The 25614-nt window shown below is 72.2% G+C and carries 19 protein-coding genes and 2 pseudogenes; 16 read left to right on the forward strand and 5 right to left on the reverse strand.

The features are described from left to right. The first annotated feature begins 10 nt into the window (after nt 1–10). The 4 genes and pseudogenes from AB0N63_RS33385 to AB0N63_RS33400 all read left to right on the forward strand — a co-directional run. Entirely contained in the window at nt 11–1585 is a 1575-nt protein-coding gene (locus tag AB0N63_RS33385) for a hypothetical protein (RefSeq protein WP_365535168.1), read from the forward strand. Nucleotides 1586–2123: 538 nt separating this feature from the next. Continuing rightward, nucleotides 2124–3230 carry a serine hydrolase domain-containing protein gene (locus tag AB0N63_RS33390; protein ID WP_365535170.1) on the forward strand — a complete coding sequence of 369 codons (1107 nt, stop codon included), beginning with the start codon at nt 2124–2126 and terminating at the stop codon, nt 3228–3230. Between the two features lie 137 nt (nt 3231–3367). Further along, nucleotides 3368–3910 (forward strand): GNAT family N-acetyltransferase, encoded by a 543-nt coding sequence (locus tag AB0N63_RS33395; protein WP_365535172.1) that lies wholly within the window; start codon nt 3368–3370, stop codon nt 3908–3910. A gap of 110 nt (nt 3911–4020) precedes the next feature. Continuing rightward, nucleotides 4021–4209 (forward strand): annotated as a pseudogene (locus AB0N63_RS33400) (leucine zipper domain-containing protein); the annotation flags it as partial. A 1-nt stretch (nt 4210) separates the two neighbouring features. On the opposite strand, the gene AB0N63_RS33405 reads toward AB0N63_RS33400, so the two are convergent. The 4 genes and pseudogenes from AB0N63_RS33405 to AB0N63_RS33420 form a co-directional block, all read right to left on the reverse strand. Further along, on the reverse strand, nt 4211–4990 hold the full coding sequence (locus tag AB0N63_RS33405; protein WP_365535174.1) for a hypothetical protein: 780 nt from the start codon (nt 4988–4990) through the stop codon (nt 4211–4213). 522 nt (nt 4991–5512) lie between these two features. Beyond that, nucleotides 5513–8263 carry an alkaline phosphatase family protein gene (locus AB0N63_RS33410; protein ID WP_365535177.1) on the reverse strand — a complete coding sequence of 917 codons (2751 nt, stop codon included), beginning with the start codon at nt 8261–8263 and terminating at the stop codon, nt 5513–5515. Nucleotides 8264–8336: 73 nt separating this feature from the next. Continuing rightward, nucleotides 8337–9758 carry an ABC transporter permease gene (locus tag AB0N63_RS33415; RefSeq protein ID WP_365535179.1) on the reverse strand — a complete coding sequence of 474 codons (1422 nt, stop codon included), beginning with the start codon at nt 9756–9758 and terminating at the stop codon, nt 8337–8339. Between the two features lie 227 nt (nt 9759–9985). After that, nucleotides 9986–10912: pseudogene (locus tag AB0N63_RS33420) on the reverse strand (ABC transporter ATP-binding protein); the annotation flags it as partial. Between the two features lie 691 nt (nt 10913–11603). On the opposite strand from AB0N63_RS33420, the gene AB0N63_RS33425 reads away from it, so the two are divergent. The 11 genes from AB0N63_RS33425 (at nt 11604) to AB0N63_RS33475 (ending at nt 23051) form a co-directional block, all read left to right on the forward strand. Continuing rightward, the gene (locus AB0N63_RS33425) at nt 11604–12725 is read left to right on the forward strand and encodes a 3-deoxy-7-phosphoheptulonate synthase (protein ID WP_365535181.1); all 1122 of its coding nucleotides are present in this window, start codon (nt 11604–11606) and stop codon (nt 12723–12725) included. A 42-nt stretch (nt 12726–12767) separates the two neighbouring features. Next, a complete protein-coding gene (locus AB0N63_RS33430; RefSeq protein ID WP_365535184.1) occupies nt 12768–14156 on the forward strand; it encodes an aldehyde dehydrogenase family protein in 1389 nt (462 codons plus the stop codon). Continuing rightward, entirely contained in the window at nt 14153–15478 is a 1326-nt protein-coding gene (locus AB0N63_RS33435) for a phenylacetate--CoA ligase family protein (protein ID WP_365535187.1), read from the forward strand. Before AB0N63_RS33430 ends, AB0N63_RS33435 begins: the two co-directional genes overlap by 4 nt. Next, nucleotides 15475–17205 carry a prenyltransferase/squalene oxidase repeat-containing protein gene (locus AB0N63_RS33440; protein WP_365535189.1) on the forward strand — a complete coding sequence of 577 codons (1731 nt, stop codon included), beginning with the start codon at nt 15475–15477 and terminating at the stop codon, nt 17203–17205. The genes AB0N63_RS33435 and AB0N63_RS33440 overlap by 4 nt, the downstream gene beginning before the upstream one ends. 13 nt (nt 17206–17218) lie before the next feature. Further along, nucleotides 17219–17665 (forward strand): hypothetical protein, encoded by a 447-nt coding sequence (locus AB0N63_RS33445; protein ID WP_365535191.1) that lies wholly within the window; start codon nt 17219–17221, stop codon nt 17663–17665. Further along, a complete protein-coding gene (locus tag AB0N63_RS33450; RefSeq protein ID WP_365535194.1) occupies nt 17652–17927 on the forward strand; it encodes an acyl carrier protein in 276 nt (91 codons plus the stop codon). The genes AB0N63_RS33445 and AB0N63_RS33450 overlap by 14 nt, the downstream gene beginning before the upstream one ends. After that, entirely contained in the window at nt 17924–18952 is a 1029-nt protein-coding gene (locus AB0N63_RS33455) for a class I adenylate-forming enzyme family protein (protein ID WP_365535197.1), read from the forward strand. Before AB0N63_RS33450 ends, AB0N63_RS33455 begins: the two co-directional genes overlap by 4 nt. A 60-nt stretch (nt 18953–19012) precedes the next feature. Further along, complete coding sequence (locus tag AB0N63_RS33460) at nt 19013–19753, forward strand: SDR family oxidoreductase (protein ID WP_365535199.1); 741 nt, start codon at nt 19013–19015, stop codon at nt 19751–19753. A gap of 61 nt (nt 19754–19814) precedes the next feature. Continuing rightward, nucleotides 19815–20867 carry an AMP-binding protein gene (locus tag AB0N63_RS33465; protein ID WP_365535202.1) on the forward strand — a complete coding sequence of 351 codons (1053 nt, stop codon included), beginning with the start codon at nt 19815–19817 and terminating at the stop codon, nt 20865–20867. Between the two features lie 35 nt (nt 20868–20902). Then, nucleotides 20903–22564 (forward strand): aromatic amino acid ammonia-lyase, encoded by a 1662-nt coding sequence (locus tag AB0N63_RS33470; RefSeq protein WP_365535203.1) that lies wholly within the window; start codon nt 20903–20905, stop codon nt 22562–22564. Nucleotides 22565–22580: 16 nt separating this feature from the next. Next, nucleotides 22581–23051, forward strand: coding sequence for a hypothetical protein (locus tag AB0N63_RS33475; protein WP_365535205.1), 471 nt, complete (start codon nt 22581–22583; stop codon nt 23049–23051). A 23-nt stretch (nt 23052–23074) separates the two neighbouring features. Here AB0N63_RS33475 and AB0N63_RS33480 read toward each other — a convergent pair whose 3' ends face one another. Beyond that, a complete protein-coding gene (locus AB0N63_RS33480) occupies nt 23075–23947 on the reverse strand; it encodes a helix-turn-helix transcriptional regulator (RefSeq protein ID WP_365535208.1) in 873 nt (290 codons plus the stop codon). Between the two features lie 196 nt (nt 23948–24143). Here AB0N63_RS33480 and AB0N63_RS33485 point away from each other — a divergent pair, with 196 nt between their 5' ends. Beyond that, entirely contained in the window at nt 24144–25541 is a 1398-nt protein-coding gene (locus AB0N63_RS33485) for an MFS transporter (RefSeq protein ID WP_365535211.1), read from the forward strand. Nucleotides 25542–25614 lie beyond the last annotated feature (73 nt).

A 25614-nucleotide genomic window follows, 5' to 3' on the forward strand; every position in this document is an offset into this window, starting at 1 on the left:
AGGTACGTCCATGAGCGCCCCGGTCCACCGCACCCCGGCTCGGCAGCCCGGGACTTTCCTGACACCGGGCCGGCAGGGTTCGGACCGGATCCGCACCGGCAGGCTGCCCGGCGACCCGGCGCAGCGCGCCGTCCTCGCGATCCAGTCCAGCGCCGGGAACCGAGCCGCGACCGCGATGGTGCAGCGCGCGAGGGGCGCGGGGAAGGGGAGGGCAGCCCAGAACGGCAACGCGCCCGTGGTGTCACGCGGTTACCGCGACCGGATCGCCGCGATCCTCGACAAGCTCAAGAAGAATCTCGAAGTCGTCGACACCTTCGTCAAGGGCGTCCAGGTCCCCGTCAACGCCGGCTTCTCCCAGCAGGCCTCCGCCACGGTCAACGACACCCTCAAATACTCCACCGCCGCCTCGGGGAGCGCCGCCGGCTCGGAAAGCCTCGTCGCTGAGAGCGTCGGCGCCCTCCTCGGTGGCATGGAGGCGGCCAAGGCCCGCAAGGACGCCGAGAAGCACAAGAGCGGGGCCGCCTACCACGGGGCGGCCAAGAAGTTCACGGCCAAGACGAGCGAGGCGGTCATCGCCGCCGCCGGCGCGGCGAACAACGCCCTCGGAGTCGCCAAGGAACTGACCAAGGCCGAGAAGGCGGCGCACGCGATGGAAGCCGCCGAGACGAGCGGTATCGGCTCCGGCGTGGTCGGCGCGGTCAAGGGAGCGCGCGCCGCGCGCCGCTTCGGACTGACGGCCCGCAAGTACCGTGCCCTGCAGGGCATCGAGAGGCCCGACCGCAGCGACGAGGGGGTACTGGCCCGGCTGAACCAGGCGCGGGAGGACGCCGAATGGGCCGCCGCCGAGGCGTACGTCGCACTGGACGCCCACTGGGACCACGAGGGGGAGGGCAGGCTGGAGCGCGTTTCCGACGCGATCGACGCGGCCTGGGCGGCGATGGGCGACGCCCGGGACGCCGCCAGGGACCTCCGGCGCGCCGAGGACGCCAACGCGATGAACACGGTGCTCACATACGCGCTCGCCAAGCAGCGCAACAAGATGGGCAAGCAGGCGTTCACCGCCGTGGGCGAGTCCACCAAGGCCGCGGGCGGCGTGGTGACGGCGATCGCCGCCACAGCGGGAGGAGCCGGACTGGCGAGCAACCCGGTCGGCTGGGGCCTCGCCGCGGGTGCGGCCGGCCTCCTCCTCGGCGTCACCGCCTACAAGGCGGCCCGCGCGGGTGTGAAGCGCTACGACGGGGCCCGCCACCCCGAACGCTGGGCGGCTCAGGGCGACAAGCCCGCGGACCCCGCCTCGCGCGAGGACGCGCTGAAGGAGGCCCTGAAGTTCTGGAAGAAGGTGGAGAACGGCGAACGCCGGGCCATGGCGCGCAGGATATATGCCCTGGCGGCGGGTCCGGACATCAAGGGGAGCGGCGACACGACGGCCGAGATGCGGGCCTCCGCCAGAGCCCTCCTCAGAGCCCTCAAGGCAGGTCCCGCCCACCAGCGGCTGACTCCCGAGGCATGGGCGGACTCCCTCGACGACCCGGCGAAGAGCGCCGCTTGGATCAAGGAGATAGCGGAGCAGCTGTCCTCGGCGTGAGCGGGCGACACGACCACCCGCGAGGGGGGAGAGGGAGGCGTCGGACAGCGGCACGGCCCGCAGTCCACGACTCGTGACCGCCGTTCGCCGCGGGAGCGCCCGGACGACGTACCGCGAGAGGGCAGCCGGCCGGTCGAGGGCCTGGCGGCCTTCCCCCACCGGCTGCCTCGGTGAGATCCCGCGCCGGCCGGCGCTGCGGTACGAGGGCCGCCGGTACCGGTCCCACGCCGCTCACCGGGCGCCGTGCTCGACGCCGGCGGTCTCGAAGCCGGTGTCGACCCGCCTTGCGGAGCCGGTCGGGCACGACTTCTCCATCGGTCTCCGTCCTGGAACGGCCCGGTTGGATCCGTAGCCGGTTGTAACGGGGCGGCGGCACAACCGGCCTGGTCCCTCAGGGGTGGATCAGGGTGTCGTCCGGGTGATCACCAGGGGGCGTCCAGGGGTGTCGTCCGGGTGATCACCGATGGGCAAAGCCCGCCGGACCCAGCAGAGTTGACGTCGTCACCCGAGCCCTCACAAGTCCGCTGGAGGCACTTCGATGCGCCTACGCGCCGCCCTCACCACCTATCTCCTGACCTCCGTTCTCACGGCCGGAGCGGTACTGCCCGCAGCCGCCGCCCCCGCCACTTCCACCAGCCCGACGTCCGCGAACCCCACCGTCCAGGACATCCTCGGCCACCTGCCCGACGAGATCGTCGCGGGCGCGCTGACCAGGAAGGACGGCGTGGGCGCCACTGCCGGCCAGGTGACCGCTGACGCATACGTCCGGATCGGCAGCGTCACCAAGGTCTTCACCGACACGGTGGTGCTCCAACTCGTCGCCGAGCACCGGATCGACCTCGACGCACCGGCACGGCGGTACGTCCCCCAGGTGCTGCCCGAGGCGTACGGCGATGTCACCGTGCACCATCTCCTGGACCACACGAGCGGCCTGCCCAAGCCCGCCCCGACGCCCGGGCCGGCCGACGGACCAGGATGGCAGTTCGCATCAGTGTCGCCCGAGGACTTCCTGCGCGAGTCGTTCGCCACAGCCGACCCCACGCCCCCGCAACCCGGTTCCGTACAGCAGTACAACGGGCTGAACTCCTTCGTCCTCGGTCTGATCGTGGAAAAGGTCACCGGCCGCTCCTTCACCGCCGAGTTGGAGCGCCGGATCATCCGGCCGCTTCACCTGCGCCACACCAGCCTCCCCGCCGCCGACGACCCCACGATCCGCTCACCCCACGCGGAGGTGTACGTCGACGGGCAGGACGTGACCGAGCAGAGCCCGTACCCGTGGGCCGAGGGAGGCATGATCTCCACCGCCGCTGATCTGGACCGCTTCATGACCGCCCTGTTCCGGGGCCGCCTGCTCCCGCCCGCCCAGCAGAAACTGGTGTTCGAAATGCCGACGGCGGTGAACGGCACCGAGAACAAGAACTGCCCCGGCCCGGCCGCCTGCTACAGCACCGGCGGGCTCATGCGCTACCAGCTGCCGGACGGCGAGGACGTGTGGGGCAAGACCGGTTCCCGTCCCGGGTGGGACAACGGCTTCTTCGCCACCCGCGACCTCAGGCACCGTTTCGTGTACTCCCTGAACCCGACCGGGGCCGGCAACGACCTCCCGTACATCAAAGCCCTCATCAACGCCGCGCTCACCGACTGACAGCGGGACGGCTCCGCTGCCCGCTCCTCACGAGCGACGCGGTCGAGGGCCGGGCAGCCCGGCGAACCGGGCATCGGCCGGCGGCGAGTGCCGGAAGCCAGTGGCCGCGACTGCGAATCGCGTGCTTCCCTGCCGGAATGAGCATCGAGAACGCAGGGATTGCTGAGCAGCGGCCGGGCCGCCGGGTCCGGCTGAGGACGGGTGACGACGTCGGGGAGTGCGCGCGGATTCTCGCGGAAGTCCATCGACGTGACGGCTACCCGGTGAACTGGCCCGACCAGCCCGCTGAGTGGTTGTCGCACGGCGCCGAATGGGGCGCCTGGGTCGCCGAACTCGACGACCGTGTGGTCGGCCATGTCAGCTTGTCCCGCGGTGGGGAGGGGGATCTCGCCCCCGGCTTGTGGAGCGACCGCAACGGGACGAGCAAGGACCTGACCGCGGTGGTCAGCCGGCTCTTCGTCGCCCCGCGGGCCAGGGGACACGGAGTCGGCGCGTTGCTGATCGGCCGGGCCGTGGCGGAAGCACGGGGACGTGGCCTGCACCCGGTCCTCGACGTCGTGGCGTCCGACACCGCCGCGGCAGCCCTGTACGAACGGTTGGGCTGGGAACTGATGGCCACGGTCGAGCAACGATGGAGTCCTTCCCAGCTGGTGGCCATCCACTGTTACGCGGCGCCCTAGCTGTGCTGTCTCGGGACGTTGGTGACACGCGGCCAGGGTGCTTGAGCGAGTGAGGGCCTTCTGGGTTCGGTGTGGACTGCGACATCTGCGCCTGACCGCAGGAGGCCCTCGTGTCCCACCGTGATGCCCCGCTGACGCCGACCGGCAGGCTGCGTCCGGCCCGGTGTGTCGTCGACGACAACTGGCCCCTGCGGCGGGCTGCGGAACGCTTCCAGGTCAGCCACACCACCGCGGCACGCTGGGCCGGCCGTTACCGGCAGCTGGGCGCCGAGGGCATGCACGAGCGTCGGTCGCACCCGTTCAGCCGGCCGCAGTGTCCCGTGTCGTCTGGCGGGCTTCGGCGAGGGCGCGCTGCCTGAGGTCTCCGCCGGACAACTGAATCGTGGTGGCGGTCAGGATGTGGTTCCCGCCGATGGTCCGCCTGTCCTCCCCGTGGCTGGACAGGGCCCGGAAGGAATCCTTGGGGAACGCGGGCGAGGCCGGTTCGCCCGGCAGCACCGGGGTGACCTTACCGAAACGTTGGACCCCGCCCTCCCGGACGACCATGGCCGCGTCCCGGGCGAGGTCCGTCAGGAACGCGCTGGCGATGCCGTCCAGGTCGCGGACCATCACTGGGACGGCCGTGACCCCCTGGCTCCGCAGCAGCTTCTTGACTCCGGCCTCGAACCTGTGGGCGCCGACCACAGCACTCGGTCTGCGCGACCTGCTGCGCCGACGAGAAGGCACGATGACACCCTCGGCGTCGTACAGGACACCGGTCAGACCTCGAAACGTCGGGCTGTGGTCGTACCACTTGGTCCCCACCTCGAGTTCGACGTTCCGGTCGATCGCCGAGAGAAGGTCCCGGGGGATCAGCTTCCTCCTGCCTTCCTCCGCCGCAGCTCTGCTCGCGCCGTCGATGACCTCCGCCACCACTGTCCGCGTCACCGACGCGGCGGCCCACGCGGCCGACCGGGAGACGCGCATGGAGGTCACGTCCCTGAACACCGCTTTGACGAGGGACGGCTTGAACGGCGGGACATCCATGACCGAGGCGGTCTCGGCGCCGCTGTGCCCAGGGCGTGCCTGCTGCGTGGGCATCGGAAGATACGCTCCTTGTCGTCGAAGTCATCGAAGGCCCACCTTCACACGCAGAACGCTCCCTTGCTCCGTACTGCGTCGAAGCGGCACCTGGTCAAGGGTGCGCCCCGGGACGGACAGTCTCGTGCTCACCGGCCCGGACGACTGCCAAGGTCGAAAGGACACAGCGGCCGCCTTCTCCCGCATGACGGGCACCGATGGCTGGGCTCCTGCCGGGAATTCCCCCGTGTCCTGCCGTGCACGGCGCCCCCGCTCGTCCACGGGGACTCGCCCACGGTGATCAGCTCGGGCGCGGCGCCGGCCACGGGCACCCGGCGGGCGCTGGACCTGGAGGCGTGATCTCCGGTCCGCCCGCCGGGCGTGACAGTGCGTCCGAGGCGTCGAGGGGATCGCCCTGCGGCGCGTCGGCGAGAAGGCGTGCAGCTGTGGGGCCGGTCGGACGAACGAGGCGGATTGCGTGGCGGCGCCGTCCGCGGCCCCTGGCGGGCGCCGAGCTGCCAGGGGCCGCGGACGGTGTGTGCGTCAGCCGTCGGACTCCGCCGACGGGATGAACGCGCCGGGCACGTCGTTCGGGGCGTAGATCCTCTTCTCGCCGGGGTACGGACGGGTCCAGTTGTGCGTCTGGTACCAGGTGAGGTGGTTCATCTGGGCCGGGTTGGCGTAGTCGGGGACGGCGTGCGGGCCGGTCAGGCGCTGCTCGGACTTCCAGGCGTCCCACGCTGCGGCGAGGGACTTCTTGTCGGCCGGGACCTTCGCGGGCGGTACGACCGCCGCCTTCGGGTCCTGTGCGGCGGGGACGTCCACACCACAGGACGGCGGGGTCTTCACCCCGTCGGTCAGCGAGGTGCGGTTGGGCAGGGCGGTGAACGGCGTGTAGTCGGGCCGCCGGGTGAACGCGGCCCGCATGGGGGTGGCCGCGCTGTCCTTCTGGTTCATCGGGTGGATCCCGAGGATCTGCTCGATGGTGCGGATCATCGTGATCTGCGAGTAGTAGTGGCTGTCGACGGTGCCGCGCTGTGCCCAAGGGCTGATGATCTGGACCGGGGCGCGGTGGCCGTCGACGTGGTCGAGGCCGGCCTGGGAGTCGTCCTCGACGACGAAGATCGCCGAGTCCTTCCAGTACTTGCTGTGCGAGATCCTGTCGACGATCTTGCCGGTGGCGAGGTCGTTGTCGGCGACCTGAGCGGCCGGGGCGGCCGGGCCGCCGGTGTGGTCGCTGGAGAGCCAGAACATGTTCAGGTTCGCCGGACCGTTCTTCTCGAAGTCCTGCTTCCAGATCTCGTACCGGTACAGGTCCGGGACGTTGGTGTCGAACTTCGGGAAGCCGGGCACCGAGACGCTGTTGAGCGACGGGATCGGCGAGGAGGAGTTCAGCGGGTACGCGGTGGTCCGGCCGGTCGCGGCCATGTTCTTGGCGTCGCAGTACAGGTTCTGCCAGCTCGCGCCCGACGGCTTGGTCAGGAACTGCTGGAACTCGCCGAAGTCCCGCACGCTCTTGCCGGCCGCCTGCGCGCCCGTCCAGAGAAAGCCGGTCTTCTGGTGGCCGAGGGCGTCGTCCTCGGTGTCGTAGCTGCGTTTGTACTCACCGGCCGAGGACTCGGTGTACTCCGGATTGTCGGCCTGCATGAGCCAGTTGTGGCCCTCGGCGGAGTTGGTGCCGATGTCGTAGGTGTTGTCGTACAGCCCGAACTGCTTCGCCAGCGCGTGCTGGTTCGGCGTCACGTTCTCGCCGAACTGCGTCAGCGACGGGTCGCCGTTGCCCTCGGGGACGTCGCCGAGGACCTGGTCGTAGGTGCGGTTCTCCTTGACGATCAGGAAGACGTGCTTGATCGTCGAGGGGTCGCCGATCCGCGTCGGGACCGGTTGCGGCCTGGCGTTGCCGTGGCCCTTGGCCAGCCGGACGGAGCCGGCGCTCCAGCCGTTCTGCCGGAACACCTTGGCGGTCTGCGCGCGGATGGCACGGTCGCTGGGCAGGGTGAACTGCGTCAGGCTGGAGGTCGTGTCGTGGGTGCCGTGCCCGGCGGCGGCAGGGCGGCGCGCGTCGATGCCACGGGTGTGGGAGACGACGACCTTCTTGCCCACGGTGGTGATCTCCGCGGGGAAGTAGTCCGTCGGGAGGAGGCCGACGTAACTGACCGGCTCCTGCGGGGAGGTGTAGCGGTAGACGGCGACGGCGTCGGCGCGGCCGAGCGTCACCAGCAGGTGGCCGTCGTCGGTGAGGGTCACCGCGTCGGGCTCGTAGCCGACGGAGGCCTCCGGCCACGGCTGGGTGGAGACGGTCTGGACGACCTTGCCCTTGGCGGTGTCGATGACCGACACGTCGTTGTCGGCGGTGTTGGTGACGAACACCGCGCCGCGCCGGGCGTACACGGCGGTCGGGTGCAGACCGACGTCGATGGTGCGGACGGCGGCGGAGGGGTCGGCCAGGTCGATGACGCTGACCGTTCCGGTGGTGGTGGCGCCGGTCTTCGGATCGGCCGGCACCGGGGTGCCGTAGGAGTTGAGCGTGGAGTCACCGGCCTTGGCGGGCCGGCCGCCCTCGTTGCTGACGTAGAGCTTGTCGCCGACGCGCGCCATGCCGCGCGGTGCGTTGCCCACCGTCCAGTTCCGCTTGACGGCGCCGGTCGCCGCGTCGATCGCGACCACCCGGTTCTGGCCGTTGACCGCGGCGTACACGGTGGAGCCGTCGGCGGAGAACACGGCCGCGGCGGCCAGGGCCTGCTTGCCGCCGTCGGCCGGGATCTTGACGGTCACGGGGTCGGCGAGGGTGCCGTCCTCGGTCACGGTGAACTTGGTGTAGCCGTCGAGCTGGCCCAGCCAGAGCTGCTTGCCGTCGGGCGAGTAGACGGGGCCTTCCTGGCCGACGGCGTTGCTGCTGATGCGCAGGTCGTCGGCGGCGTTGGTGCCGACGCGCTGCTCGATCCGGCCGGTCGCGAGGTCCACGACGACCAGCGAGGCGTCGCCGTCGGTGACCGAGGCGGCGAGGCGGCTGCCGTCGGGGCTGACCGTCGACGACATGATCTTGCCGTCGTCGATGACGAGGCGGTCGCCGTACGGGGCGATGTACTGGTCGGCGGAGACGACTCGGCCCCGGTCGGTGACCTGACCGACCTGGTCGGTGCCGAACTGGCGGGTCTCGGCGACGGCGGTGCCGGTGGCGAGGGCGGCCGTGGTGATGCAGGCCGTGACCAGCGTGGCCCGGCGGCTGACACGTCTGCCCAGTAGGTCGTAGTACTTCTTCTCGGCCTGTCGACGGCGGCGTGCTGTCTGCATGTCATTCCTTAGGGAATCCGGAGAGCTGGGGGGTGGCCGGAGAGGGAGTTCAGGGGGGAGTTCGGGGAGGACTTCAGGGGGTCGCGGAGCCCGGGGAGGCGGCGAGCAGGTCGACGTCGCCGTCGAACTGCCACAGCGGATTCGGTGCGTCTCCCGTCGAAGTGCGCACCAGGAAGTAACCGTTGACCTCCTTCGGCCCGTCGCCGTCCGCGACGAACCGCCCGTCCGCCGTGATGTCGAGCTGGTAGACGGCCGACCCGGTGGCCGTGACGCCGGGCAGGTGCCAGGAGACGACGCACCGCCAGTCGTTGCCCGGGCCCCGGGCGCCGTCCTGGACGCCCGCCTTGGCGCACTCCGCCGAGGTCCTCAACTGCGCCTCGGTGACGGCGGGACGGTGGAGCTGCCCGGTCTGCATGCGGTACAGGTGGGCGAACTCGGTGGCGAGTGCGCGTTCCACCTTGGTCTGCTCGATCCCCGAGCCCGCGGCCGTGGTCGTCCCCGCCACGACCGCCACCGTCACGCCGAGCAGCGCGGCGAGCGGCAGCGCGGCCGTGGTGACCGCGCGGCGCGCCGAGCCGTCGTCGGCGGGATGGGTGAAGTCACGCCGCAGGAAGAGGACGTACGCCAACGACGTCGCCGTCACCGCCCACAGAAGACTGACGACGATGCCGATGAGGAGCGGAGCGAGCTGCGCCGGCGCGGTGAACAGACCCTTCCAGGTGAGGAACGCGTCGCCGGGCAGGGCCAGTCGCACGGCGACCGGCAAGGGCAGCATCTGGGCGAGCTGCATCGCCAGCGCGACGAGTGCGGGCAGCAGCAGACCCATCGGGGAGCGGCCGAGGACCACCGACCCGAGGAACCCGATTCCGGCGAGGGCCAGGGTGGGGGCGAGCACGCAGGTCCACGCGAGCAGGACCGTGCGGGCGGCGTCCCCCGGCGTGAACAGGTGCCCGTCGAGGCCGACCAGCGGCTGGTCACCGACGGCCAGCAGGCCGCCGGCCGTGCTGGAGGCGGCCAGCCCGGCCACGAACAGGACGACGACGGTGAGACCGGCCGAGGCCTTCGCCGCGAAGATCCGCCGGGGCGAGCGGACGGCGACGAGCAGGTGGCGCCAGGTGCCGAGCCGGTCCTCCGAGGCGAACACGTCGCCGGCGACGACGGAGGTGAGCAGCGGCAGCGCCCAGGTGCCGGCGAAGCCGAGCGTCACCAGGGGCCCGGCCCACCCGGTGGCGTGCATCCAGCGGCCGAACAGGGTGTCCGTGGGCAGCGTGCTCTGCGCGCTCACCCCGGCCACGAAGACCGCGGGCGCGAGGCAGCAGGCGAGGAGCAGCAGGCGGATACGCCACTGTGAGAGGAGCTTGACGACTTCGAAGCGGTAGCTCCGGGCGACCGTCACCCGGCCTGACGCGGAGTCGTGCGCAGGCGCGGCGGTGGGGGCGGGGCGCGCGGCCGAGGGGTCGGCCGGGTGCTCGGCCGGGCTTGCGGAAGCGGTCATCGACGGGCCTCCTGCCGCTTGACGTCGGTCCTTCGGGGTGCGACTGCGTCGCGCCGCGGTGCGGGGCCGGTCGGCTCCGGGACCTCGGTCCCGCCGTGATGCTGGGCCTCGTCCGACCGCGGGGCGTCGGTGTCGGTCCGGTCCCGGGCCTCGGTGTCGTCCCGCTGCTCCTCGGCGTCGTCCCGCTGCCGGGCGTCCGCGTCGTCCGGCTGCCGCGGCTCGGTGGGCCGTTGTGCGGTCAGGGCCAGGAATGCCGCCTCCAACGGGGAGACCACGGGGGCCAGTTCGCGCAGGGCGACGCCCTCGTGGACGAGCCGTGCCACGAGGGCGTCGAGGGCGACCACCTGCGCGCGCAGCACCAGTGCCTCCGCTCTCCCCCGGCCCCCGGCGCCGTCGGCGAGCCGGACCCCCGGCGTGCCGGCGGCCAGTGCGCGGGCGCGCCCCGGGTCGGACGTGAGGAGCCGGTAGTCGAGTTCGCGGTTCTCGGCGGTCAGGTCGCCCAGCGGTCCGGAGAAGACGGTCCGCCCGGTCGCGAGGATGGTGACCTCGGAGCACAGGGCCTCCAGGTCGTCCATGCGGTGGCTGGAGAGCACCACGCTCGTCCCCTCCCGCGTGAGCCGGGTGAGGACGCCGTGGACGTGCTTCTTCCCGGCCGGGTCCAGCCCGTTGGCGGGTTCGTCCAGGACGAGCAGCCGGGGCCTCGCGAGCAGTGCGGCGGCGAGGCCGAGCCGTTGGCGCATGCCCAGGGAGAATCCCCGGGTGCGGTCGTCGGCGACGTCCGTGAGCCCGACCTGTTCGAGCGCGTCCTCGATCCCCGCCGACCGCGTGTCATCGCCGCGCAGGGCGGCGAGCGCGGCCAGGTTCTGCCGGGCGGTGAGCGAGGGGTACAGCCCGGGCCCGTCCACGAACCCGGCGACGCCGCCCGGCGCCTCGAACGCCCGGCCCACCGGCGTGCCGAGGATCTCCAGGCTCCCGCTGTCGGCCACGGCCAGGCCGAGGAGAAGGCCGAGCAGCGTCGTCTTGCCGGCGCCGTTCGGACCGACGAGGCCGTGGATGCGCCCCTGTTCCACGTCCAGGTCGACGCCGTCGAGCGCGACGACGTCGCCGAAGCACTTGGTGATGCCGCGCGCCCGGACGGCGAGCTGTGAGTCCATGAGCCCCTTCTTTCGGAGAGCCTCATGGACCCTAGAAAGCACACACGACCCTGACAGGGAGCTCCGGTTGAACGCTCAGGGAACGGAATCCCAAACGGGAGTCAACTGGGCTCCGCCCACGGACGGTCGCCGCAACGGTTCTGTTCCCCGAGCGCGGGGACCGCGGAGTCCGATCAGCGCCGCCTCGCCGCGCTCACCCCGGTGCTCTCGCGCCGCGAGGCCCTCCCCCCGAGCCGGGAGAAGGGCGCCGAGCGACGAGACGACGCGGTGGGATCGGCCTGACGGAGGCCACGGCGGTGAGCGTAGGCCTCCGTGACCGGCACCGTCCTCCCGCACCAGCGTGGTGGCCGGCAGACGCAGCCTCCGCACCCCGGCGTCGACGCTGTGGAACGGCTCCAGGTCACGGCCGGCCCGTGCGCGGGCCGGTCGGTGGGCAGCACGGCGAACTCCCTCCGGACCGGCGTGCAGCTAGGTGCACAACAACTTGCTGCACACGGCACAGGTGGCGAGCCCTCTCGCGCATCGGGCACGGTGATGCGTGTGCTCCCCGGACGATCGCGCACACGGCGGGGCCGCCGTCCCCGACGCGGGCGGCCTTCCCGCGGAGCGCACCCCGGGGGGCCGAGGTCCCGTCCGAATCATTCGTTGCCGACGTACACGTACGTACCGAAACACGATGAATTGAGGAACGATGCAGAGTCTTCGCCTGCCGGCCAGGGAACGCACCGGCTCCGTGGCGCAGCGGTTACCGCCGAACGGAGTGGGCGGGCGGCACCGCGCGCACGCGGCCAGCACTCCCGGGGAACTGCTGCGCGCGGTGCCGTTGACGGCCGCAGCGGCGCGTTCGGTGAGTGCCGGACGCCTGATGACCCGCCGCGTGCTGAAGGGGGACGACGACCGTCTGCTCGTCGTCGTCGGGCCGTGCTCGATCCACGACGTGGACGCCGGTCTGGCGTACGCCAGGTCACTGAGCGAACTGGCCGCCCGCCTCGCCGACGACCTCGCGGTCGTCATGCGGGTGTACGTCGAGAAGCCGCGCACCACCGTCGGTTGGACCGGGCTGCTCGCCGACCCGGCGCTGGACGGCAGTCTCGACCTCAACGGGGGACTGCGCACCGCCCGGACGCTCATGTCGGCGATCGCCGAGATGGGGCTGCCCATCTCCACGGAGTGGCTGAGCCCGGCGGCGCCGGCCTACCTGGCCGACCTGGTGTCCTGGGGAGCCATCGGCGCTCGGACCGTGGAGAGCCAGGTCCACCGGCAGTTGGCCAGCGGCCTGCCGATGCCCGTGGGCATGAAGAACGGCAGCACCGGATCGGTGCGTGTCGCCGTCGACGCCGTCCGCTCCGCGGCGGCCTCCCACGCCTACCTCGGCTTCGGGCAGGACGGCAGGCCGGTGGCCCTGCGCACGAGCGGCAACCCCGACTGCCACGTCATCCTCCGGGGCGGTTCGGGCCGGCCCAACTACCGTCCCGAGGACGTGCGCGGGACGGTGGAACTGCTGACGGCGGCCGGGCTGCCCACCGGTCTGATGATCGACGCGAGTCACGGCAACAGCGGCAAGGACCACGAGCGGCAGGCCCTGGTCGCCCGCGAGATAGCAGCCCAGGTGGCGGCCGGCGACGCGGACATCCGCGGTGTCATGCTGGAAGGCTTCCTGGTCCCCGGACGGCAGGAACCCGGCCTCGGCTCACTCGTGTTCGGCCAGAGCATCACCGACGCCTGCATGGGGTGGGACACCACGGTCGACGTGCTGCGCGATCTCGCGTCGGCGAGCCGCAGGCGCCGCGCCGTGACGGCCGCCGCACGCTGATCCGCTCGTCGCACACCTCGTGAGGGCTGGAAGGAACAGAGAGTGAGCGTGCTGGACATTCCCGCGCTGGGGCCGGCCGGCCCCTACCGGACGCGCAAACGCACCACCGTGGAGGACGCCTCGGGCGTTCCCGCGCTCGAACTGACGTCAGTCCCGGGGCTGGTCGTCTCCCACTGGATCGACCAGATGCGCGCGACCGCGCCCCTGCCCCTCACCCGGGCAGCGGCCGTGCTCGGCGAAGCGGCCGACCTCTTCGAGGGCCAGGACGTCCTCGGCGACGACCTGGCGGCCCACCAGCGGCGTGTCGCGGAACTGACGGGTACGCCCGTCGCGGTCGTCCGCGAGTGCGACCGCCTCATCACGGCGGCCCTGCGCGACGCGGGGCGCACGGCGTTCTCGGCACGGCCGTCGGGCTGTCTCCCGGCCGGCGCCGCCGCGACCGACACACCGGCGGCGGGAGCCGCCTGGTGCCGCACCGGTGACGTCTTCGCGGTCCATGCGGCCGGCAACAGCCCAGGCGTGCACGCCATGTGGCCGGAGGCGTTGGCGCTCGGCTACCGGGTCGTCGTCCGCCCCTCCAACCGGGACCCGCTGACCCCGCTCCGCCTGGTCGCCGCACTGAGGCAGGCAGGACTGCCGGCCGGGCAGCTCGTCCTGGCGCCGTGCGACCACGCGACGGCGCAGCTGATCGTCGACCGCGCCGATCGTGCCGTGGTCTACGGCGGGCAGGAGGTCGTCGACACCTACCGCAACCGCGGTGACGTGAAACCGCAGGGACCGGGCCGCTCGAAACTGGTCGTCACCGCCGATGCGGACCGGGACACCGGACTGGGGCTCGCCCGCACGGGCGCCCTCTACCACGCGGGGACCGCGTGTACCGCGACCACGGGCGTACTGGTGGAAGACGACGTGACGACGTTCGCCGGGGAGCTGGCCGCCGCCCTGGCGACGGTGGCGCCCGCGCCGCCCGCGGACGACGCGGCCCGCCTGCCGTGCATGCCGCGGACGCAGGCGGAACTTCTGGTGGCGGCGGTGCTGGACCGTGCGAAGGACGCGGTCGTGCACCTGGCCCCGAGGGTGGAACGGCTCGACGGCGACGGCTCGTTGTCGGCCGTGACGCCCGCTGTCGTGGAACTGGCGTCGGCGAAGGACCCGTTGCTGTCGTACGAGGTTCCCTTCCCCTGTGTGTGGGTGGCCCCCTTCGAGCGCGGTGCCCTCGACGTGCTCGACGGCTCCCTGGTGCTGGCACTGCACACCCGGGACCCCGAACTGCACGCGCGGGCACTGGAGCTCCCCTCGGTCTCCAACGTGTACGGGAGCAGGCCGACTTCCTGGCTCCACCCCGACGTGCCGCACGACGGCTTCCTCGGCGAGTTCCTGATGCGCGCCAAGGGCCTGGCCCACGCCGACGAGAAGAGGAGTGACACATGAAGATCAATTCCAGGAGCGGTCTCGACTTCATGGAGCGCATACAGCAGGAGGTGATCGCGCGCCGTCGAGCCTCCCCCTCCGACGAGGCCTACTACACGTCCAAGCTGGACGAGGTCTGGGACCGCGCCCGGCACACCTCCGCCTACGCCTCGCTCGGCGCGTTCTCGATGAGGGCGTTCTGCGACCTGCCGGCCACGTCCAAGGACGACCTCAAGGCCCGGCCGCTTGACTACCTGCGGGTGCCGGTGGACGCGGGCCTGAAGTACTACCAGACCACGGGCACGACCGGCGTGCCCACGCCCACGCCCCGCACGGCCCGGGACATGATCGCCAACACCGTCTCCGTCGCCGAGGCCTGGCGCACGCTGCTGACGGACGGCGGTCACCGCGCGCTGATCCTGCTGCCGTCGGACATCGTGCCGGTGGCCGACCTCATGGTCGGCGTCTGCGAGTTCCTCGGCGTGCCCCACGCCAAGGCGTACCCGTACACCACGGGCATCTCCGACTGGGACCGCATCATCGGACTGTGGGAGGTGCTCCGGCCGACGGCGCTGTTCGTGGCGCCCGGCGTGCTGCTGGAGTTCTCCCAGGTCCTCAAGCGGCGCGGTCTGCTGTCCCGGATGCGCGAGTCCGTCGAACTCCTCATGCTGCTGGGCGAGGTCAGCACCCCCGAGCTGCGCGCGATGGCCGGCCAGTGGTGGAACGCGCGTGCGTACGACGCGAGCTACGGCAGCACGGAGAGCGGCACGTTGGCCGCCTGCTGCGTTCAGGACCGGCTGCACCTGCTGCGCGGCGCCAACTACTTCGAGGTCGCCGACGGGAACGGCATCGTGCCCGCCGAGGCGGGGCGCGAGGGCCGGCTCGTCGTCACCCCGCTCAACAACGACGCCCGCCCCCTGCTGCGCCTCGACATGGGCGACGAGGTGTCCCTGTCCGGCGGCTGCCCCTGCGGTGACGACGCGCCGGTGGTGACCGTCCACGGCCGCGGCACCGACGGAACGGAGATCAAGGGCAGCCGGGTGCGCACCCGCGACCTGGAGAGCGTCGTCTACGCGAACCGCGACGTCATGGGCTACCTGATCGAGATCGCCGAGGACGGGACGTGGGCCAGGCTGCTGCTGGAGCGGGACCCGGGCACCGACCGGGACGCCGAGACCGCGAAGAACGACCTGATCCAGCGGCGTACGGGCGAACGCCTCGGCTTCCGCTGGGACGAGGTCCGGTTCGTCAACCGGCTGCCCGCCACGACGAAGAGCGGTGGTTCGCAGAAGAGCTGGAAGCGCTCCAACTTCCGCGTCGTCACCGAGGGGGTGCCGGCATGACGTACGACACGCTGCGGCAGTCGTCCGGCACCGTCTCCGGTGAGTCCGACCTGTGGTGCACCTATGCGGCCGTGCGCACCCTCGCCTGGCTCGGCCGCACCGGCGACCTGCCCTCACCCGGGGCCGTCGCCTCGTTCCTGGCCTCCCGGCAGAACGCCGACGGCGGATTCGCGTGGTCGGCGGGCATGAGCTCCGACGCCTGGGCGACGTACTACTGCACGCAGGCCCTGGCCGACCTGCCCGAGGGCAGCCGCGGCACGCTGCGCGCGCCGAGTACCGACTGGGTGCGCAGCACCGCGAACGCGGACGGCGGGTTCGCCATGACACCCGGCCAGGCGTCGGACGCGTGGGCCACCTACTACGCGGTGCGCACCCTGGTGGAGATCTACGGCGAGCGCCCGCCGGAGGGGCTGTCCGGCTGGCTGGCCGCGCTGCAGGCCGAGGACGGCGGACTGGCCTGGAGCCCCGCCCACGCCAAGGACGGCGCCTCGGACGCGCGAGCCTGCTACTACGCCGTCACCGCCTGGAGCACGGCCACGGGCGGACGCGGTCCGCTGCCGTGGGACCGCGAGCGGCTGGTGAACTGGCTCAAGGACCGGCAGAGCCCGGCCGGCGGGTTCACCTTCCAGGCGGGTGACGGGACCGACTGCCTGTGGGCGACGTTCCGGGCCGTCAGCGCCCTGAGCCGCCTCGGTGAGGCTCCACGGGACCGCGAGGGCTGCGTCGCCTGGATCCGGGCCCGGCTGCTCCCCGGCGGTTCCTTCACCCGGTGGCCCGGCTATCCCGTGACGGACGTGTGGGCCGCGTTCTGCGCGGTCGGAGCCCTGCGGGAGCTCGGTGCCCCACTCGACGACGTCGCCGACCGGGTGGTCGGCACGCTCCTGACCTTCCGCACGGCACACGGCGGCTTCACGTACCGCACACCCGAACTCGCCTCGGACGTCCTCACCACCTCCGCGCACCTGCTGGCCGGCCGCCTGTCGGGCACCGCCGCCCATCAGGCCCTGGACTGGACCGAGAGCTGCATGCTGCCCAACGAGGACGGCATCATGTACATGCCCGGACGGGGGAGCGAGGTGCGGTGCACCCTGTGGGCCCTGTCGGCCGGAGCCTTCGCGGACGACGCCCCGGCCCGCACCAGGATCGCGCACTGGCTCACCGGCGCCATCCAGAACCCCGACGGAGGTTTCGGCTACTGGGAGGGCCGCGCCTCCGACATGGTGTCGACCTGCTCGGCCGCCGAGATCCTCCACGGCAACGGCGGGAGCGACGTCGCCGGCTCCCTGCGCGGCATCGCCGCGTACGTGGCCACCTGCGAGACGGCTCCCGGCGAGTACGCCAACGTGCCCGGCGGACGGCCCACCCTGCGGGCCACCTTGCAGGCCCTGCGGGCGCTACGGCGGGCGGGCGGCGCCGACGGCGACCACGTCCGTGCGGCACTGGACCGGCACCGGGTGCGCGGCGGCGGATACGCGGACACGGGCAACCGGGTCCCGGACCTGCTGAGCACCTACGAAGCCGTGCTGACGGCCGACACGTTCGGCATCGAGTGGGACGCCGGCCACCTGACGCGCTTCCTGGACAGCGTGCGCACAGCCGACGCCGGGTTCGCATGGACCCCCCTGATGCCGACGTGCGGCGGCCCGCTCGCCGACTGCCTGGGACGGCGACTCGAACTGCGCCTGGCTCCCGAACGGCACCCCCTGCCGCCGCTGGCCCTCTCCTGAAAGGCACACGGCCTTGCCGACCGTCGAAGTGACCAGCAATCCGCTGACCCCCTCCACCCGTCTCAGGGCCGCGCTGCGCCTCACCCGGTTCATGGCGGCACGCGGTTCGGACCCCGCACACGTCGTGGTCTGCTTCCGGACCGCCGAACCCATGGCGTACTTCGCCGGCGGCATGCCGCTGACGACCTACGAGGACGACACCGGCCCCGAACGGACGGCCCGCTGGGCGTCCGTCGTGTGCCACGTCCATCCCGACCGCGACCACGACTACCGGGCCCGACTCGCCGAGGAGATCGCGCAGGCGCTCGGCGTCGACCCGGACGCCCGCCATCTGACGGTCCACTTCCGGCCCACGCGGCCCGACCACGTGTTCTACCTGCAAGAAGGCTCCATGACCAGCGCCGGTCCGGCACCGGCCGGCCGCGACCAGCAGAAAGGACTCCAGCATGCCCGCCCCTGACCAGACCGACATCCAGGCCCGCGTCCGCGCCCTCCTCCAGAAGCGTTTCGGCGACGCCGCCCGCGCGCTGCCCGCGGACGCGGACCTGTCCGGCGCGCTGCCGGGCTTCGACAGCCTGGCGGCCCTCGAGTACGTCACCGCCGTGGAAGGCGAGTTCGGCATCGAGGTCGACTTCGTGGGCGACGACGTCCGCTACTGGTTCAGTACGCTCGACCGGACCGCCGCCTACGTGCGCGAGTGCGCCGAGGACCAGGCGGCATGACGGGGACGGCGACCCGTGCCGCGGGACGAGGAGCCGGGTCGGACGAGGTGCCCTTCGACACGTCCGGCAGCACGGGAGCCGCGCGCCGCTGGTTCCGGCTGCCCCGGCAGATGGAGCGTGAGGTGGAGCTGATCGGCACCCACCTCGTCGGGCCGGTGGACCAGGTGATCACCTACGCACCTCCGCAGCACCTCTTCGGCGCTCTGTTCGGCCAGTGGCTGCCGCGCACGGCGGGCATCCCCGTCCACCATGCGTGGACGGATCCGTTCGCGCCCCTGCCGATCCGCTCCGGCGCACGGGTCCTGGTCGTCTGCGTCCCGATGGCCTGGAGCCTTCTGCACCGCGGGCGGCCGGCGCTCGAGCGCGCCCGCTCGGTCGTCGCCCTGCACAGCGCGGCGGCACCGCCGCCGGCGGCCCACCGGCTCGTCCGCCGGGCAGCCCCCCTGCTGCGGGCCTTCGAACTCCTCGGATCGACGGAGACCGGGGGCATCGCCCACCGGCCGGTGGCCCCCGAGGGAAGCGTCGCGGCTCCCTGGCGGGCCCTGCCCGACGTGACCCTGCTGCGGGACGCCGGCGCCCCGCAGGAACGCGCGCGGGAACTGGTCGTCCGCAGCCCCCGGCTGGCCCGTCCGGAGGGCGGGACCCGCCCGCCCGCCCGCTGGGCCACCGGCGACCTCGTCGAGTTCACCGGTGACCGGACCTTCCGGCTCGTCGGCCGCAGCAGCTCCTTGATCAAGGTGAACGGCGTCAAGGTCCATCTGACGCGCGTGGAGGAGCGGTTGAGAGCCCGCCTGCCGCACGCGGACTGCGTCGCGCTGCCGCTGACCGGCGACCCGCTCGCCGGGGAGGGCTACGCGGTCTTCTGGTCCGGCCGGCACAACGGGGTGGACGAGTCGGACGTCCGGGCCGCGCTACGGGACTTCCCCAGTCCGTCGCGGCTCGTGGACCTGGCGGCCGTACCGAGGACCGTCAGCGGCAAACCGGACCGGGCCGCCCTGCTCGCGACGCTGCGGCCGGCGCACTGACCCCAGCACACCTTTCGACCACACGTCATTGGAGGGTTCACTCTGTCCAGGCTGATCGTGGTGACCGGCGCGAGCGCCGGCATCGGCAAGGCGACGACGAAGCGGTTCGCCGAGAACGACGACAAGGTGCTCCTGATCGCCCGGCAGGAGAAACGGCTCACCCGCGCGCTGGAGGAGATCGAGGCGAGCGTGCCGGGCGCCGATGTCGAGCCGCTCGCGCTCGACATGGCCGACCCCGGCTCGGCGGACGTCCTGCGCGACCGCGTCACGTCGACGGGACTGCCCGTGAGCGGACTGCTGTGCTGCGCGGGTGCGGTGCCGCAGTCGCCGGGCACGGACGCCGGCGACGTGGAGCCGGTCCTCACGGAGTGGCGTGACGCGTACCGCTCGAACGTCCTGACGGCCGTCGTCGCCGTGGAGTCACTGGTCCCCCTGATGGCCGACGGCGGCGGCATCGTCCTCTACAGTTCCATCGCCGCCTACCGGGGATCGGGCGGCACGGGCGGCTACGGCGCCGCGAAGGCCGCCCTCCACTCGTACGTCCACCTCCTGGCGACACGCCTGGGACCACGGGACATCAACGTCAACGCCGTCGCACCGGGTTACGTGGCCGGCACCGACCTCTTCGGCGACGGCCTCCCCGAGGCCCGGGAGGCGATGCTGGTCCGCCAGACCGCTCTGGGCCGCGCGGGCGACCCCGTGGACATCGCGGAACTCGGCTTCTACCTGTGTACGCGGCCCGGCGGCTACATCACCTCGCAGATCCTCCAGGTCAACGGCGGTGCTCACCCCGGCGCCTGACGCCCCGGCCACCACCGCCCACCGACACCCGACCACGACCGAGAAAGCACGGTGACCCACCATGAACGCGCGCGAACAGGCCGACGCGCACGTCCGCGCCATGATGCGCTGGCACTTCGACCCGGCGACCGGCTCCCGGTACTGGCTCCAGCGCCGCGACCGGCTGGGCTTCGACCCCGTCCAGGACGTGCGGTGCGTCGACGACCTGCTGAAGTTCCCCAACCTCGTGGACGACCTCCGCGACGTCCCCGTCGAGGACCTCATCCCCCGCGGCCTGGACGCGACCGAGAAGGTGTTCGCCGTGTACGAGAGCGGCGGCACCACGGGGGCGCCCAAACGCTTCGTGATGTTCGAGGGCTGGTTCGACCGGTACATGGAGTGGGAGAACTCCCACTACCCCGACGACGGCACGGGGCACACCCTGGCCGTGGCGCCCAGCGGTCCCCACATGCTCGGTGAGTACTCCCGGCGGATCGCACAGGCCAGGGGCGGTGTCCGGTTCTCCATCGACCTGGACCCGCGCTGGGTGAAGCGCCTCGTGGCCGCCGGTGACACCGCCGGCGCCGCCGCGTACGTCGAACACCTCGTCGACCAGGCCGAACTGGTCCTGAGGTCCCAGGACATCGCCTTCCTGATCACCACGCCTCCGCTGCTCACCCGCATGGCCGAACGGGCCGCGGTCCGCGCGCTGATACAGGAGAAGGTGCGCCTGGTGCTCTGGACCGGAGCGCACATGGACCCCGACACCCTGGACTACCTGTCCACGGAGTTCTTCCCCAAGGTGCGGTTCAGGGGGTCGTACGGCAGCACCTCCGTGCTCAGCGGCACGGTCCAGCGTCCCGACCCGGAGGGCACGGGGGAGACGGTGTTCGACTCGTACGCCCCCTACGTCCTCTACCGGGTGGTGGATCCCGCCACCGGTACGCCGGTCCCGTACGGGTCGGAAGGGGCCGTGGTGATGAACTACCTCACCGAGTACGGACTGGTGCCCAACAGCCTGGAACGGGACCTGGCCACACGGGTGCCGAGCCCCACGGGCGCCGGGGACTCCCTGCGGAACATCCACCCCGTCGCCGAGGTGGACGGCCAGAAGATGATCGAGGGCGTCTACTAGGGACGCCTCCCCGACTGCGGAGAGGAACAGTACCGATGGCGCACGCCCCCACGGTCCGGCACCTCGAGATCGACGGAACAGACCTGTCGCCCCGCGCGGTCGCCGCGGTCGCGCGCCGTGACGGCGGCAGGACACGGGTGGTGCTCGGCGAAGCGGCCGTCAAGCGGATGCACGCCTCCGTCGGACTCAAGGAGACGCTGCTCGCTCAGGAGATCCCCATCTACGCCGTGACCACGGGGTTCGGGGACAGCTGCGGCCGGCAGATCTCGCCGGACAAGGCCCACGAGCTCCAGCGCAACCTGGTGCTCTACCACCTCAACGGTGTGGGGCCGGCCGCCGTGCCGGCCGTCGCCCGGGCGGCGATGCTCATCAGGGCCAACGCGCTGGCCAGGGGAGTCTCGGCGATCCGGCCGGAGGCGGTGTCCACGCTCCTGCAGTGCCTGGAACGGGACGTCCTGCCCCTGATCCCGGAACGCGGCTCGGTCGGCGCCAGCGGCGATCTCGTACCGCTGTGCTACCTGGCCGCGGCACTGATCGGCGAAGGACAGGTGCTGCACCGCGGCACCGTACGTCCGGCACTCGACGCCCTGCGCGACGAGGGCATGGAGCCGCTGCGGCTCGCGCCCAAGGAGGGCATCGCACTGGTCAACGGGACCGCCTTCGCCACCGCCTACGCCGTCCTGGCCGCCGCGGACGCCCGGGAACTGGCCTTCACCGCCGAACTCGCGACGGCCATGACGCTGGAAGCGCTGCACGGCAACGCGTCCGCGCTGCACCCCTTCATCCACGAGAACAAACCCCACCCCGGCCAGGTCCGGGCCGCCGCGACCGTCCGCACCCTGCTGTCCGGATCGCGGCTGGCCACGTCCTTCGACGACATCCTCATGCGCCGCCGCAGACTGGCCGGGCGCGGCTACCTCCAGCTCAACGAGCGCATCCAGGACAAGTACTCGGTACGCTGCGCCCCGCAGATCATCGGGATCGTCCACGACACCCTCGACTGGGCGGAGGACTGGCTCGGCACCGAGATCAACTCCGCCAGTGACAACCCCCTCTTCGACGTCGAGGAGTCTGGCCTCCACCTCGGTGGCAACTTCTACGCGGGCCATGTCGGGCAGGCCATGGACAGCCTGAAGACCGCTGTGGCCAATCTCGCCAACCTGCTCGACCGCCAGCTGGCACTCGTGGTGGACGAGAAGTTCAACGAGGGGCTGCCGCCCAACCTCGTGGTCGCACGCGGCGGCGACGACCCCGAGGCGGGCCTGCACCACGGGTTCAAGGGCATGCAGATAGCGGCCTCGGCCGTCACCGCCGAGGCCCTCAAACAGACGGGACCGGCGTCGGTGTTCTCACGCTCGACCGAGTCGCACAACCAGGACATCGTCAGCATGGGCACCATCTCGGCGCGTGACGCACGCACCGTCAACGGCCTGGTTCGCGACGTGGCCGCCATTCACCTGCTCGCCCTGGCCCAGGCGATCGAACTGCGCGGCGTCGACCGGGCGGCACCGGCCGTTCGGGCGGTGCACGCGCTGATCAGGGAGCACAGCGCCTTCGTCTCCCACGACCGCCGGCTGGACGAGGACATCACGGCGGTGAGCCGCCTGATCGAGACGGGGGCCCTGCGGCGCGCCGCGGGGTTCGCCGCCGACGACCCCTTCCAAGACGAGCACAGCACCGCGTGGGGCGGTGCCTGACCCAGGAGTGTTTCACATGACCAAGCGCAAGTTCGCCCTGCTCGGCGCTGTCGGCGCCGCCGTACTGGCCCTGGGAGCGTCCTGTGTGCTGACCGTTCCCGCCCAGGCCACATCCCGCACGACCATCGATCTGGCCATAGGCAACGACGGCGTCGTGCAGACCGATGTGGGCACCCCCGGTCTGAGCGTCGGAGACGAGTTCGTCTACGCCGACAAGCTGTTCCGCGACGGCAGGCAGGTCGGCGAGGACGGCAGCTCCTGCCAGGTGACCAAGCTGGACGGCGCGAAGATCACCACGAACTGCGTCCTGTCCGTGCGGCTGCCGGACGGGCAGCTCACCGCGCAGTCCCTGTGGACCAAGGGCAGCGACACGGTGCGGATGGCCGTCACCGGTGGCACCGGCGCCTACCGCGGTGCCACCGGCGAACTGACCTGCAATGACATCCAGACCCCGCACGAGACCTACCACATCGTGCTGGACAGGTGAGCGTCACCGCGATGCCGCCGACGTCATCGCCCGGGTTGCTCGGAGTACGCCGCCTCCCTGGGGCTGGCCATGTCCAGCAGGAGCATGGCGTCGTGATCCGGGGTGCCGGGCATCGCCTGGTACGTCACGAGACGCTGGCCGTCCGTGCGGAAGATCGCCATCACCTCGAAGTGCAGGCACATCGACCCGACTTCCGGGTGCCGGAAGTGCTTCTCGCCGCCGCTTCGCGCCTGGACGTCGTACCGCTCCCACAGGCGGGCGAACTCCGGGCTCTTGACGACCAGTTCGCCCACCAGCTGGGCCAGCTCCGGCATGTCCGGGTCGGCGCCCGCCATCGCACGCAGGTGGGCGGCGCTGTGGGCCGCCATCTGCTCCCAGTCGCGGTACAGCTTGCGCCCCATGGGGTGCAGGAACATGTAGCGGGTGATGTTGCGGCGCTCCGGCGGCCAGTCCGTGATGCCGGGGAAGAGACGCAGCCCCGGCCGGTTGGCGGCCAGCAGGCCGTTGACGCGGCTGACGACGTACGCCGGCGCCGGGCGCAGCGTCTCCAGCAGGACGCGGACCGACTCCCGCACGGTGTGCGCCGGATCGGTGGACCGTGCCGGAGCCTGCCCCGCCGCGAGCGCCACCAGCTCGTGCAGCCGTTGCAGAGCGTCACCGGACAGGCGCAGCGCCTTGCCGAGCGCGGTGACGACGGCGGGAGACGGCCGTGTCTCACGACCGCGCTCCAGACGCGTGTAGTAGTCGACGCTGACCCCGGCCAGTGTCGCCAGCTCCTCGCGGCGCAGTCCCGGAGTGCGGCGGATGCCGGTGCCGGTCGGCAGTCCCACGTCCTCCGGCCGGACCTGGCCCCGCCGAGCGCGCAGAAAGCGTCCTAACTCCGTTCCTTCACTCATCTGCCCATTGTCCCAAACGGTCCCGCCGCCAGGGGGGCCGTATCACAACCAGGAACATCCTTCCCCCGCACAGCGCGGTCTGCCGGGGGCCGCACGCACCGGGGAGGCTGTTGCCCACCTGGTCATTCCGTCCTTCCGTCGTCCGCGCCGACCCCCTGTACCGGACAGGGGGCGGCGCAGTGAGGAGCAGTGCACGATGAGCTTGACGCGATCCGGGCAAGACGCCGGACCGACCAGCGGTCAGCGGGTCCGGAGCGGCCCGGGTGCGACCGGTTCGACCACCGCGGCCCTGGTCGCCGCCGTCCTCGGCTTCTTCGTGATCACACTCGACGTCTCCGGCGTCAACGTGGCGCTGCCCGCCGTCGGAGACGATCTCGGCGGGTCCCTGTCGGGCCTGCAATGGGTCGCCGACAGCTACACCCTCATGTTCGCGGCGCTGATGCTCTCCGCGGGCGCGCTGTCGGACGCGGTCGGGGCGCGCCGCGCGTACGGCTGGGGGCTCGCCGTGTTCACCCTCGCCTCGCTGGCGTGCGGTGTGGCGCCGGCTCTCGGGGCGCTGACGGCGGCGCGCGTGGTGCAGGGGAGCGCGGCCGCCGTGATGGTGCCCACCTCGCTGGCCCTGATCCGCCAGGCGTTCCCCGACCCGCAGGCGCGGGCGCGCGGGATCGCCCTGTGGACGGTGGGCGGCGCGGTCGCCATCGCCGCGGGGCCCCTCCTGGGCGGGCTGCTCACCACGGAGTGGAGCTGGCGTGCGGTGTTCTTCCTGAATGTGCCCGCCGGGCTCGCCGGCTTCCTGATCCTGCTGCGGGCGGCGCCCTCCCCGCGTCACCCCGCCGTGTTCGACCCGCCGGGGCAGCTGACGGCGGTCGTGACGCTGGCCGCGCTGACCTTCGCCGTGATCGAGGGCGGTCACGACGGGTTCACCGCGACCGTCCTGGCCGCGGCCGGGACCGCCGTGCTGGCCGGAGCCGGCTTCGTGGCCGTCGAAGCACGGCGGCGCGCTCCCATGCTGCCGCTGGAGCTGTTCCGGCAACGCGGCGTGAGCGTGCCGGTCGTCGCGGGTTTCGCCTGCAACGCAGCCTTCTACGGCGGGGTGTTCGTACTGAGCCTGTTCTTCCAGGAGCAGCGGGGGCAGTCGGCGTTCTCGGCCGGGCTGATGTTCGTCCCGATGGCCGTCATCACCGCCCACTTCAACTACTTCTCGCCGCGGGCCGTCGCCCGCTACGGCCCGCGCGCGGTGATCGTCGCGGGGCTGCTGGTCGGCATGGCTGGCTGCTGCGGTCTGGCCGCCGTCGGCGCCGGCACACCGTGGTGGCTGATCGCCCTGCCCATGGTGCCGCTGGGCATCGGCGGCTCTCTCGCGATGCCGGCGCTGACCTCCCTGATGCTCGACAGCGTCGCCGCCGAACGAGCCGGCACGGCGGCGGCGATGCTCAACACCAGCCGCCAGACGGGCGGAGCGCTCAGCATCGCCGTGTTCGGCGCGCTCCTCGCCGGGAACTTCATGCCGGGCATGCGGGAGAGCCTGCTGCTGGCCGCCGCTCTGCTGGCGGCCAACGCGCTCGGCGCGGCCCTGCTGCTGCCGCGTCGATGAGCGAGCGGCGGGGGGGGGGCGGGGGGGGCCCGCCCCGGCCCCCCGCCGGTCGGCCTGAACGCCTCGTCTTCGA

This window comes from Streptomyces sp. NPDC093260, assembly GCF_040683715.1.
Classification (GTDB): domain Bacteria; phylum Actinomycetota; class Actinomycetes; order Streptomycetales; family Streptomycetaceae; genus Streptomyces; species Streptomyces sennicomposti.